The sequence below is a fragment of the Mycobacterium bulgaricum genome (assembly GCF_041287165.2).
In the GTDB taxonomy this organism is placed as follows: Bacteria; Actinomycetota; Actinomycetes; order Mycobacteriales; family Mycobacteriaceae; genus Mycobacterium; species Mycobacterium bulgaricum.
Genome location: NZ_JBGGKV020000004.1, coordinates 319,220 through 330,997 on the forward strand (window position 1 = coordinate 319,220; position 11,778 = coordinate 330,997).

Below are 11,778 nucleotides of genomic sequence, written 5' to 3' on the forward strand. Positions count from 1 at the left end.
TATTCCCGGCTACTCTGAAGCCGTGGTTGAGGCGGCGGTGATGGGTGCCGGAGCGTGGGGCACGGCGTTGGCCAAAGTATTGGCAGACGCCGGTAACAGCGTGACGCTCTGGGCCCGGCGACCCGAACTCGCCGACGAGATCAACGCCACTCACCGCAACGCGAACTACCTCGACGTCGCGCTGCCGGAGTCGATCCGCGCCACCAGCGACCACGCCGAAGCACTGGCGAGTGCCTGCACGGTGCTGCTCGCCGTACCGTCCCAGACACTGCGGACGAACCTGGAACTGTGGAAGGGTCACCTCGGTCCCGACGCCTCACTGGTGAGCCTGGCCAAGGGAATCGAACTCGACTCCCTCATGCGGATGAGCCAGGTCATCGCGCAGGTCACCGGCGCCGATCAGTCCCGGATCGCCGTCGTCACCGGTCCCAACCTTGCCAGCGAGATCGGCGAGGAACAACCGGCGGCCACCGTCGTCGCCTGCAGTGACTCCGGTCGCGCCGTCGCGCTGCAGCGCGCGCTGGCCACCGGTTACTTCCGCCCGTACACGAACGCCGACGTGATCGGCGCAGAGGTCGGGGGCGCCTGCAAAAACGTCATCGCCCTCGCGAGTGGCATGGCTGCCGGCGTCGGTCTGGGGGAGAACACCGCGGCCGCCATCATCACCCGGGGACTCGCGGAGATCATGAGACTCGGAATTGCCTTGGGGGCCAAGCCCGCGACGTTGGCCGGACTTGCCGGAATCGGTGATCTGGTGGCGACGTGCACGTCTCCGCACTCGCGGAACCGATCGTTCGGCGAGCGGTTGGGCAAGGGGGGAACGATGCAGGCCGCACTCGACGCGACCGGCGGGCACGTCGCCGAGGGCGTCACCTCCTGCCAGTCGGTCCTGGCGCTGGCGTCGAGTTACGACGTCGAGATGCCGCTGACCGAAGCCGTACATCGCGTGTGCCACAAGGGCCTGTCGGTCGACGAAGCGGTGGCCCTGCTCCTCGGACGCTCGACGAAGCCGGAATAGACAGTGGCGGCCGCGCACGGCGATTCCACGCGGAGCGTCAAAGCCGTTTCTTCGGAAGCCATTCCCGGAGGCCCCGTCTCACCCTCTCCGGTTCCGGCCTCGGCCTATCACCTTCCCCCCGACGAGGACGACTCCCTCGACAGCTACGGTCGCCGGTCCAATCCGACGTGGCGGCAACTGGAGTTCGCCTTGGCCCAACTCGAAGGTGCTTCTGCGGCAGTGTCTTTCGGGTCGGGAATGGCCGCGTTGACCGCGGTGCTGCGGGTCGTCGCCGAGCCGGGGCGCACACTGGTCGTCCCCGCCGACGGTTACTACCAGGTGCGTGCCTACGCGGGTGAGTTCCTGGCCGGCCGCGGCGTCACCGTCGTCGAAGCGCGGTGCGCCGAGATGTGTGACGCGGCCCGCGAAGCGGACGTCGTCCTGGCCGAAACCCCGTCGAACCCCGGCCTGGACGTGGTGGATCTGCACCGGCTCGCGATGATCTGCCGGTCGAAAGGAACGCTGCTGGTCGTCGACAACACCACCGCGTCGCCGCTGGGCCAGCAGCCGTTGTCCTTCGGCGCCGATCTGGTGGTGGCCAGCGCCACCAAAGCGCTGTCCGGACACAGCGACGTGCTCGCGGGCTACGTTGCGGGCAGCCATCCGGAACTCATGGAGCGTGTCGAGCGCGAGCGATTGCTCTCCGGGCCGATCCTCGGTGCGTTCGAGGCGTGGCTGGTGCTGCGCAGTCTCGGCACCGCCGGGCTGCGGCTGGAGCGGCAGTGCCAGAACGCTGCGGCCGTCGCCCTCATGCTGCGCTCCCATCCCGCCGTGCGGTCAGTCCGGTACCCGGGTCTGCCGGGAGACCCGTCCCATTCCGTGGCGTCGATGCAGATGCGCCGCTTCGGCGGCATCGTCGCCGTCGAGCTCGCCGACGCTGGGGCGGTCCACGACCTCGTTCGCCGCAGCGAGCTCCTGGTCGCTGCCACCAGCTTCGGCGGCATCCACACCTCGGTGGACCGGCGAGCACGGTGGGGCGACCCCGTCGCGCCCGGTTTCGCACGGATCTCGATGGGCATCGAGGACACCGACGACCTGCTCAACGACCTCGGCCAGGCACTCGGACCGGCGTGAACCGGCTCAGACGGTAGCGTCTCCAGGTTGTGAATGCCCGCATCCGCGTCGCCGTCGTATACGGCGGACGTAGCTCCGAACACGCGATCTCGTGTGTTTCCGCAGGCAGCATCCTGCGCAACCTCGATCCGGAACGGTTCGAGGTGACCGCCGTCGGCATCACACCGGGCGGGTCGTGGGTGCTGACCGACGGACGGCCGGAAACGCTTGCGATCACCGACGGCACACTGCCCGGCGTCACCGGAGCCTCAGGCACCGAACTCGCTCTGGCCGCCGATCCGGCTCGTCGTGGTCAACTGCTGTCCCTGGGCGAGGCGGCGGGCGACGTGCTCGCCGCCGTCGATGTCGTCTTCCCTGTCCTGCACGGTCCGTACGGCGAGGACGGCACCGTCCAGGGTCTGCTCGAACTCGCGGGCGTGCCGTACGTCGGCGCCGGCGTGCTGGCCAGCGCAGCCGGCATGGACAAGGAGTTCACCAAGAAGCTGCTCGCCGCCGCCGGCCTGCCGATCGGTGATCAGGTGGTACTGCGACCACGCGACGAGTCGCTGTCACTGGAAGAGCGCGAACGCCTGGGGCTGCCGGTGTTCGTCAAACCTGCCCGCGGCGGCTCGTCGATCGGCGTCAGCCGTGTCACCAGCTGGGATCTGCTGCCCGCGGCCATCGAAACAGCCCGCCGCCACGATCCGAAGGTCATCGTCGAGGCCGCGGTTCCCGGACGCGAACTCGAATGCGGCGTCCTCGAGTTTCCGGACGGCCATCTTGAAGCGAGCACGGTCGGCGAGATCCGCGTGACCGGCGTCGGCGGACGCGAAGACGGGTTCTACGACTTCGAGACCAAATATCTGGACGACGGCGCCGAACTCGACGTTCCGGCCAAGGTGGACGACGCCGTGGCCGAGGAGATCCGCGCGCTGTCGATCCGCGCGTTCCAGGCCATCGACTGCCAGGGGCTGGCGCGCGTCGACTTCTTCCTCACCGACGACGGACCCGTGATCAACGAGCTCAACACGATGCCCGGCTTCACCACCATCTCGATGTATCCGCGCATGTGGGCGGCCAGCGGCGTCGACTACCCGACACTGCTCGCCACGATGGTCGAGACCGCCGTGGCCCGGGGGACCGGCCTGCGCTAGCGGCCACCGAACGTGCGGTGAGGGCGGTTCGGGGACCCATTCGCCGCCCGGAAGGCACGCTCGTCAACGCACGGGCGCCGGGTCTGGCTGCCGTGGGTGAAGCGTCTCCGCGATGGTCTTCGACAGCGTCTGGATCGGTGTCGGCCCGGATCCGGGTGGCAGCGTGAGCGCCACGTACACCGGCCTGTCGACCGCGAACCACGTGCTCCGGCCGTCACCGGCGGGATCTGCCACGTCCTCTCCCACCCCGGCTTCGTCCACCCGGAACCACGAGACCGTGTCGACCACCTGCAGCGGCGCACCGACGACGAAGTCGGCAGGCCGGTCCAGTCCGCACCGCAGGATCAGCGCCTCGCCCGCCTCGTCCGGCTGCCACGCCGCGGCACCCGGGGGCGCGGGATCGACGAGCGAAGCCCGGCGGTAGCCGCCCAGCTCGTCGGGCAGCGCATCGAGCAGAGCCCGGCATTCCGGGCTGTCCGCCTGCGGGGCGGGCAAACCGCTGACCGCGACCGGATCCTGCGCGGGGGAGCGCTGCATGACAAAGGCCGCCACCAGCACGCCGATGATGCCGGCGACGGCGAGTGCCAGTGCGGCGATCAGCACGGCGCGCGGCGGGTTGTCCCCGGTCTGGCTGTTCACACGCCAAACTCTAGGGCTGCACTCCGTCGGCGATCGGACAGGTCAGGGTGCGGGTGATGCCGACGACCTGCTGCACACTGGGAACCACAGCGGTCTTCAGCTCGTCGAGGGACGGGGCGCCGACGCGTGCCACGACGTCGTAGGGCCCGGTGACGTACTCCGACGACAGCACGCCGGCCAAGGCCGCGAGCTGCTTGGCGATCACCTCGGCGCGGCCGACCTCGGTCTGGATGAGAACGAAAGCCTCGACCACGCCGAAATCCCTCCATCTGGCTGCATAGACTCCACGCCGCAGGGACCAAACGTACCGCAGGTGAAAGGAACTGACATGACGGCGGAGGACGCCGACGCGACGTTGTCGGGGTTGGGCGAGTTCGCCGTCATCGACCGGCTGGTGGCCGGCCGTCGTCAACCGCCGTTCGTGACGCTGGGCCCAGGCGACGACGCGGCCGTCGTAGCGGCCCGGGACGGCAGGACCGTGGTCTGCACCGACATGCTCGTCGAGAACCGGCACTTCCGGCTCGACTGGTCTTCACCGCACGACGTCGGCCGAAAAGCCATCGCGCAGAACGCCGCTGACATCGAAGCGATGGGTGCCAGGTCCACCGCCTTCGTCGTCGGCTTCGGCGCACCCGGTGACACCCCGACCGCGCACGCCGTCGAGCTCGCCGACGGTATGTGGCATGAGGCGGACCTCGTCGGCGCAGGCATCGTCGGAGGCGACACCGTCAAGGCGCCCCTGTGGGTGATCTCCGTCGCAGCGCTGGGCGACCTCGATGGGCGGCAACCGGTGCCCAGGGATGGCGCACAGCCGGGCGACGTCGTGGCGGTCGCCGGCGAACTGGGCCGCTCCCAAGCTGGATATACGTTGTGGGACAGGGCACTTCCGGGATTCGATGAGCTTCGATCGCGCCACCTCGTCCCTCGTCCGCCCTACGGGCAGGGTGCGGCCGCCGCCCGTGCAGGCGCGACCGCCATGACGGACGTGTCCGACGGTCTGCTGGCCGACCTCGGGCACATCGCGACGTCCTCCGGCGTGCACATCGACATCGCGCGCGATGCCCTGCGGCCCGAGGTAGACGCGGTGGCTGATGCCGCGTCGCGGACCGGTGCCGATCCGCTGCAGTGGGTGCTCGGTGGAGGGGAGGACCACGCGCTCGTGGCGACCTTTCCCGGGACGGTGCCGAGCGGTTGGCGTGCCATCGGAATCGTCGTCGCCGGCCGACCCGGGGTGACGGTCGACGGCGACACGTGGGCAGGCAATGCGGGTTGGCAGTCGTTCTGATGGACGGTGCCCGCTATGTTGGCCTCTCGTGACTGCACGTCCCCTCAGCGAGTTGATCGACGACGGTTGGGCATGCGCCCTTGCTCCCGTCGAATCCCAGGTGACCCAGATGGGTGAGTTCCTGCGCAGCGAACTGTCCGCCGGGCACCGCTATCTGCCTGCGGGCCCGAATGTATTGCGCGCGTTCACATTCCCGCTCGACAAGGTCAGGGTGCTGATCGTCGGACAGGATCCCTATCCGACACCGGGACACGCGGTGGGCCTGAGCTTCTCGGTGGCCCCTGACGTGCGCCCGCTGCCTCGCAGCCTCGACAACATCTTCAAGGAGTACCGCGACGACCTCGGCCACCCCGCGCCGTCGACAGGCGATCTGACACCGTGGTGCGAACAGGGCGTGATGCTGCTCAACAGAGTCCTCACGGTGCGGCCGGGAACGCCGGCATCCCACCGCGGCAAAGGGTGGGAAGCGGTCACCGAATGCGCGATCCGGGCGCTGGTGGCACGACGGCAACCACTGGTGGCCGTGCTGTGGGGCAGGGATGCCTCGACGCTGAAGCCGATGCTCGAAGACACCGCGGTCATCGAGTCGCCGCATCCGTCGCCGCTGTCGGCGTCGCGGGGATTCTTCGGATCGAAACCGTTCAGTCGCGCCAACGAACTGTTGACGCAGCGAGGCGCCGAGCCGATCGACTGGCGCCTGCCGTAGCGAGCGACTAGCCGCGCGAGACCTTGCCGGCCTTCAAGCACGACGTGCACACGTTCACGCGGTGCTTGTTGCCACCCGGGGTCGCCACGGCGCGCACGGACTGGATGTTCGGGTTCCACCGACGGCTGGTCCGGCGATGGGAGTGCGACACCGACTTACCGAAGCCGGGGCCCTTCCCGCAGATCTCGCACACGGCAGCCATAGTGAGAACTCCTTGTTAAGTCAGTACTGGGGGCCAACGACCGGCACAGGGCCGGGTGACCCGACAACCTGATCAGGATACCGGCCCCCGCAGGGATCGCAAAAACGCGCCGATTCCACATGTCCACAACCGCCGAACCAGGGTCTTCGGTGGTGTCCGTGACACTGACTAGGCTGGCGCCGACGGGGGCGACAATTGGAGGTGGGATGGCGGCGCGGCGGCTGGACGGTTCCGGCCTTCGACACTGGGCGCACACCGCCGTCGCCGACCTGATCAACCACACCGATGAGATCAACCGACTCAACGTGTTCCCGGTCGCCGACGCCGACACCGGCACGAACATGCTGTTCACGATGCGTGCCGCGTGGGCGCAGGCCGATGCCGCCGACACCGGCGACGACGTCACCCGGGTGGCGGCGGCGCTCGCGGACGGGGCCTTGCGTGGCGCGCGGGGCAACTCCGGGGTGATCCTGTCCCAGATCCTGCGGGCGATCGCCGAGGTCACCGCCGCGGCTGCCGACGACCGCGACGGCGTGCTCAGCGACATCAGCGGTCCGCTGTTGAGCACCGCATTGCGGCACGCCGTGACCCTGGTCGTCGCGTCCATGGGGCAAGCGGTGCCGGGCACCATCGTCTCGGTCCTCCATGACGCCGCGGCCGCGGCCGAGGACGCCGTCTCCGACCAGGCCGATCTCCCCGAAGTCGTTGCCGCGAGCACCCGCGCCGCGGCGTCCGCGCTCGACCGCACCCCCACCCAGCTCGACGTGCTGGCCGACGCCGGTGTCGTCGACGCCGGAGGGCGGGGCCTGCTGGTCCTGCTCGACGCGCTCGGGGCGACGCTCACGGGCCAGACCACGCGCCGTGCCGTCTACCAGCCGGCCCGGAAGACGGCCTCTGCCGAGGCGGCGCCGGCGTCGAGATCGTCCCCGAGCTTCGAGGTCATGTACCTGCTCAGCGACTGCGAGGCCGGAAACGTCGAACGGCTGCGAGCCCGCCTCGACGAATTGGGCGATTCCGTCGCGATCGCCGCGTCCGGATTCGGCGAGTCGGGGGAAGCGGGTGCCGGCCGCTACTCGGTTCACGTGCACGCCGACGACGCCGGCGCCGCTGTCGAGGCGGGACTCGCGGTGGGGGCGCTGAGCCGCATCCAGATCACCGCGCTCAGCGGTGGCGCCGACCGGCTACCTGTCGGCAGCTGGAGCAGGGAGCGCGCGGTGCTGGCTGTCGTGGACGGCGACGGTGCGGAGAGCTTGTTCACCGGGGAGGGCGCAGAGGTTCTGCGCCCCACCGCCGATGTGCCGGTCAGCGCGCAGCAGCTGTTGCACGCCCTCGTCAACACCGGCGCCGCGCAGGTGATGGTGCTGCCCAACGGCTACGTGGCCGCCGAGGAGATCGTCGCCGGATGCGCGGTCGCGTCGGACTGGGGGATCGACATGGTTCCGGTGCCGACGGGGTCGATGGTGCAGGGGCTGGCGGCACTGGCCGTGCACGACCCCGACCGCCGCCTCGTCGACGACGGCTACACGATGGCTCGGGCTGCCGCAGGCGCGCGTTTCGGATCGGTGCGGGTGGCCGCCGAAGAGGCCCTGACGTGGGCGGGTACCTGCAAACCGGGCGACGGGCTCGGAGTCGCCGGCGACGAGGTCGTCATCGTCGGTGACGACATCGCCTCTGCCGCAGCGGGTTTGATCGACCTTCTGCTCGCGGCGGGCGGAGAGCTGGTTACGGTTCTTACCGGCGACGGCGTGGAACCCGGAGTCGGTGCGGCGCTCATCGATCACGTCCACCGCAACCATCCCGGCACGGAGATGGTCACGTTCCACACCGGCCACCGCGCCGACGCACTGCTCCTCGGGGTGGAGTGACGTGGCGACCCTGGATGACCGCCTGGACTTCGTGATCGGCAAGAAGGCCGCCGGCCCGCTGGAGGAATACCTCGGCCTGCGTACGGTCGGCGAACTGCTTCGCTACTTCCCGCGTAAGTACAGCGATGCGATGACGGTCCGGGGTGAGGGGGAGGAACTCGATCTCGAAGAGGGCGAGCACGTGACGTTCGTCGACGTGATCGCGAAAGCCGAGTCCAAATGGACGAATCGACAGCCCAAGCGCGAGTTCCTGGTCGTGACGCTGCGAGACCGGCGGCCGAAGGTGACGGCGACGTTCTTCAACGCCAAGTGGCTCAAGCACACGTTGGTCGAAGGCACCGAGGTGATGCTCTCCGGGGAGGTCGGGTTCTTCCGCGGCACGATGCAGCTCACGCACCCGGCGTTCATGGTGCTGAATGCGAAATCCGGCAAGACCGTGGGCACGAAATCGCTCACGTCGATCGCGTCGACCTCGAGCGCGACCGGCGACGACCTGCTCGCCGAGTTCGAAAAGGACTACTTCCCGATCTACGCCGCCACGTCGAAGGTGCAGACCTGGGACATCTACGCGTGCATCCGGCAGACCCTCGCCGTCCTCGATCCCGTTCCCGAGACACTGCCGGATTGGTTTGTGCGTGAACACAATCTGATGTCCGAAGACGAGGCGTTGCGTGCCGTCCACATCAGCGAGAACGAGGCGGACCGCGCCCGAGCGATCGAGCGGTTGACGTTCGACGAAGCCGTCGGCCTTCAATGGGGCCTTGTCGCGCGAAGGAACAGCGAGCTCGGCGCCTCGGGGCCGTCCGCGCCGCGCCGTGACGGCGGCCTGTTCAGCGCGATGATGGCGCAGATGCCGTTCGAGCTCACCGCGGGACAGCGCGACGTCCTCGGCGTCGTCTCCGCGGAGCTCGGCGCCCCGCGTCCGATGAACCGCATGCTGCAGGGTGAGGTCGGCTCGGGCAAGACGGTGGTGTCGCTGCTGGCGATGCTGCAGATGATCGACGCCGGCTACCAGTGCGCGTTGCTCGCGCCGACGGAAGTCCTTGCCGCACAGCATGCGCTGTCCATGCGCGGGATGCTGGGTCCGCTCGCGAGTGCCGGCGAGCTCGGTGGCGCCGAGCACGGCACCCGGGTGGCGCTTCTGACCGGGTCGATGACAGCCCAGCAGAAGCGCGACGTGCGCCGGGAGATCGTTTCGGGTGAGGCCGGGATCGTGATCGGCACACACGCGCTGCTGCAGGATGCGGTCGAATTCGACCGACTGGGAATGGTTGTCGTCGACGAGCAGCACCGGTTCGGTGTCGAGCAACGGGATCGGTTGCGCGCCAAAGCTCCTGACGGCATCACGCCGCATCTGCTGGTGATGACCGCGACGCCCATTCCCAGGACGGTGGCGTTGACGTACTACGGGGACCTGGAAACCTCCACGCTTCGCGAGTTGCCCCGCGGCCGTCAGCCCATCACCACGACGACGATCTTCGAGACTGAACATCCGCGGTGGCTGGCCCGGGCGTGGGAACGGATCGCCGAAGAGGTGGCCGCCGGACGGCAGGCCTATGTCGTCGCTTCACGCATCGACGAGGACGACACCCCCGCCGAAGGCAAGACCGCGGCGAGAGCAAAAAAGGCGAAGGAGACGTTTGAGAAGGGACCCCCGCCGGTCACCGTTGTCGAGCTGCTCGCCCGGCTGCAGCGTGGCCCTTTGGCGGGTCTGCGGCTCGGGCTGATGCACGGCCGATTGCCCAGCGACGAGAAGGACGCGGTGATGGCGGCGTTCCGGGCAGGCGAGATCGATGTCCTCGTGTGTACCACGGTGATCGAGGTCGGCGTGGACGTGCCCAACGCCACCGTCATGGTGGTGATGGACGGCGACCGCTTCGGGATCAGCCAGCTGCACCAGCTGCGCGGCCGCATCGGCCGAGGCGAGCACCCGAGCCTCTGCCTTCTGGTCACCAAGCTTCCCGAATCCTCCAAAGCTGGGCAGAGATTGACCGCGGTGGCAAGCACCCAGGACGGCTTCGCGTTGGCCGACCTCGACCTGCTGGAGCGCAGCGAAGGTGACGTGCTGGGGTTCCATCAATCGGGACGCGCGATCACATTGCAGTTCCTGTCGCTGGCCCATCACCTCGAGATCATCCTGGCCGCCAGGGAACTCTGCGAGACGGTGTACGACGCCGACCCGCTCGACCCCGGCATGGCAGCCCTGTCCGCGCCGTTCATCGACGCCGACAAGGTGCAGTTCCTGGACATGTCGTGAGTCGCAAGCAGACGTTGTGGCTCGCGGTGGCCGTCGTGCTGGCGGTGATCGTCGCCTACCAGGTGAGCGCGACGTCGGAGGGCCCGTCGCGGTTCATCGCCGAAGCCGACATCCCCACTGTTGCCCCCGGCTCCGACGTGCTGGCCGGTATCGCCGAGATTCCGGTGAGGGTTCGCGGAAATGACTACCGCAGAGACGCTTTCGGCGAGTCGTGGACCGACGACACGACGGCCCCGGGCGGTCACAACGGCTGCGACACCCGTAACGACATCCTCGACCGGGACCTGCTCGACAAAACCTACGTGTCGATTTCACGGTGCCCCACCGCCGTGGCGACCGGAAAGCTCCTCGACCCCTATACCAATGCCGCAGTGGCGTTCACCCGCGGTAACCAGACGGGGGCGTCCGTGCAGATCGACCACCTGGTGCCGCTGGCGCTGGCGTGGGATCTCGGTGCCCGCAACTGGACTGACGAATTGCGGGTCCGCTTCGCCAACGATCCCGCCAACCTCCTCGCTGTGTCCGGCGCGGCGAACCAGGACAAAGGGGACAAGCAACCGTCGCTGTGGATGCCGCCGAACGCGGCTTTCCACTGCCAGTACGCGATGCAGTACATCGAGGTGTTGCGTGGCTACGGACTGCCTGTCGACGCGCCGTCCGCGCCGGTGCTGCGGGAGGCGGCTCGAACGTGTCCCGCGGCGTGAGCGCGCTCATGCCGCCGGTTCGTAGACATGTCGGGATTATTGACGCGAGCAGCTAATCGCCAAGTTGGGGGAACGGTTGCCCTTCGTCGCGAAGAGGTGCAACTATGGAAGTCCGATGTCGAAAGCAGCAAATCTCCGGGGCGGGTTCGGGGTGCTCCTGAGGGGTGGTGGATGAAAGGCGTCGGCGGTGGCCGACTCGGCGACGACGAGATCGGTGGTCTCCCTGACGCTTACCGGTCCGGTATGTCATGGCGGACCCCGCGCATCGGCGTCGATGTCGTCATTCGGTGGACTGGACGGTGCTGGAGGCCATGAAGAGCCCAGGCCGACAATTCCGGCGGCCGCGGTATCGAGCACACGGACAAGGAGTCAGCGATGAGCGGGACGGCGTCAGCGGTGACCATCGCGTTACGGCGAGTGGTCGTGGGTTGGGCCTTGTGTACCTCCGCCGTGGCCGGCACGGCCGTAGCGGCCACGGCGGCGCCGGACCCGGGTGGCCCCACGGGCCCGTCCGATCCGCGCTGCATCTCGATGCCGACCGACCCGGTGTGTCAGGGCGGCCCGTACGCCCCGCCTGCACCGACGGGCCCCCTCGATCCGAACTGCATGTCCAACCCCGCCGACGCGGCGTGTGTCGGAAGTCCGTACCTGCCCGCGCCGCCGATCGCGCCGCCCGTCCCGCCCGCGCCGCCACCCGTGGCACCGCCACCGGTGATGGCACCGCCACCGGTGATGGCACCGCCACCGGTGATGGCACCTCCTCCGATCGCCCCGCCCCCCGTCATGGCGCCACCTACCATCCCCACGCCGTCGATCTCGCCCACCATGTCAGGCGGCGCGGGCATGCCCTCGACGA

General features: G+C 68.8%; 12 protein-coding genes. 8 read left to right on the plus strand and 4 right to left on the minus strand.

Annotated features, from left to right (window positions below; translation table 11 throughout):
• The first annotated feature begins 22 nt into the window (after positions 1-22).
• The 3 genes from ACAG24_RS14665 to ACAG24_RS14675 are packed head-to-tail and all read left to right on the plus strand — an operon-like array spanning position 23 to position 3,264.
• Positions 23-1,018, plus strand: coding sequence for an NAD(P)H-dependent glycerol-3-phosphate dehydrogenase (locus ACAG24_RS14665; RefSeq protein WP_445206193.1), 996 nt, complete (start codon positions 23-25; stop codon positions 1,016-1,018).
• Positions 1,019-1,021: 3 nt separating this feature from the next.
• Entirely contained in the window at positions 1,022-2,131 is a 1,110-nt protein-coding gene (locus ACAG24_RS14670; RefSeq protein ID WP_370472947.1) for a cystathionine gamma-lyase, read from the plus strand.
• Positions 2,132-2,160: 29 nt separating this feature from the next.
• Positions 2,161-3,264, plus strand: a complete 1,104-nt coding sequence (locus tag ACAG24_RS14675; protein WP_370472948.1) for a D-alanine--D-alanine ligase family protein — start codon at positions 2,161-2,163, stop codon at positions 3,262-3,264.
• Between the two features lie 63 nt (positions 3,265-3,327).
• On the opposite strand, the gene ACAG24_RS14680 is transcribed toward ACAG24_RS14675, so the two are convergent.
• Both ACAG24_RS14680 and ACAG24_RS14685 read right to left on the minus strand, forming a co-directional pair.
• Positions 3,328-3,903, minus strand: a complete 576-nt coding sequence (locus tag ACAG24_RS14680; RefSeq protein WP_370472949.1) for a DUF3515 domain-containing protein — start codon at positions 3,901-3,903, stop codon at positions 3,328-3,330.
• Positions 3,904-3,913: 10 nt separating this feature from the next.
• Positions 3,914-4,156, minus strand: a complete 243-nt coding sequence (locus ACAG24_RS14685) for an Lrp/AsnC ligand binding domain-containing protein (RefSeq protein WP_370472950.1) — start codon at positions 4,154-4,156, stop codon at positions 3,914-3,916.
• Positions 4,157-4,231: 75 nt separating this feature from the next.
• Between ACAG24_RS14685 and ACAG24_RS14690 the strand changes: the two genes are divergently transcribed.
• On the plus strand, positions 4,232-5,188 hold the full coding sequence (locus tag ACAG24_RS14690; RefSeq protein WP_370472951.1) for a thiamine-phosphate kinase: 957 nt from the start codon (positions 4,232-4,234) through the stop codon (positions 5,186-5,188).
• A gap of 28 nt (positions 5,189-5,216) precedes the next feature.
• Complete coding sequence (locus ACAG24_RS14695) at positions 5,217-5,894, plus strand: uracil-DNA glycosylase (RefSeq protein WP_370472952.1); 678 nt, start codon at positions 5,217-5,219, stop codon at positions 5,892-5,894.
• Between the two features lie 7 nt (positions 5,895-5,901).
• Here ACAG24_RS14695 and rpmB read toward each other — a convergent pair whose 3' ends face one another.
• Positions 5,902-6,096, minus strand: a complete 195-nt coding sequence (gene rpmB / locus ACAG24_RS14700) for a 50S ribosomal protein L28 (protein ID WP_370472953.1) — start codon at positions 6,094-6,096, stop codon at positions 5,902-5,904.
• A 206-nt stretch (positions 6,097-6,302) separates the two neighbouring features.
• On the opposite strand from rpmB, the gene fakA reads away from it, so the two are divergent.
• The 3 genes from fakA to ACAG24_RS14715 are packed head-to-tail and all read left to right on the plus strand — an operon-like array spanning position 6,303 to position 10,922.
• Positions 6,303-7,961, plus strand: a complete 1,659-nt coding sequence (fakA, locus tag ACAG24_RS14705) for a fatty acid kinase ATP-binding subunit FakA (protein ID WP_370473086.1) — start codon at positions 6,303-6,305, stop codon at positions 7,959-7,961.
• A gap of 1 nt (position 7,962) precedes the next feature.
• Positions 7,963-10,218, plus strand: coding sequence for an ATP-dependent DNA helicase RecG (gene recG, locus ACAG24_RS14710; RefSeq protein ID WP_370472954.1), 2,256 nt, complete (start codon positions 7,963-7,965; stop codon positions 10,216-10,218).
• Entirely contained in the window at positions 10,215-10,922 is a 708-nt protein-coding gene (locus ACAG24_RS14715) for an HNH endonuclease family protein (protein ID WP_370472955.1), read from the plus strand. Before recG ends, ACAG24_RS14715 begins: the two co-directional genes overlap by 4 nt.
• 551 nt (positions 10,923-11,473) lie before the next feature.
• On the opposite strand, the gene ACAG24_RS14720 is transcribed toward ACAG24_RS14715, so the two are convergent.
• A complete protein-coding gene (locus ACAG24_RS14720; RefSeq protein WP_370472956.1) occupies positions 11,474-11,767 on the minus strand; it encodes a hypothetical protein in 294 nt (97 codons plus the stop codon).
• Between the last annotated feature and the right edge of the window lie 11 nt (positions 11,768-11,778).

What these genes read in the sequence shown, in the direction of transcription:
- fakA (WP_370473086.1), top strand. Translation starts at nt 6,303, where the DNA reads ATGGCGGCGCGGCGGCTGGACGGTTCCGGCCTTCGACACTGGGCGCAC.
- rpmB (WP_370472953.1), bottom strand. Translation starts at nt 6,096, where the DNA reads ATGGCTGCCGTGTGCGAGATCTGCGGGAAGGGCCCCGGCTTCGGTAAG.
- ACAG24_RS14720 (WP_370472956.1), bottom strand. Translation starts at nt 11,767, where the DNA reads ATGCCCGCGCCGCCTGACATGGTGGGCGAGATCGACGGCGTGGGGATG.
- ACAG24_RS14690 (WP_370472951.1), top strand. Translation starts at nt 4,232, where the DNA reads ATGACGGCGGAGGACGCCGACGCGACGTTGTCGGGGTTGGGCGAGTTC.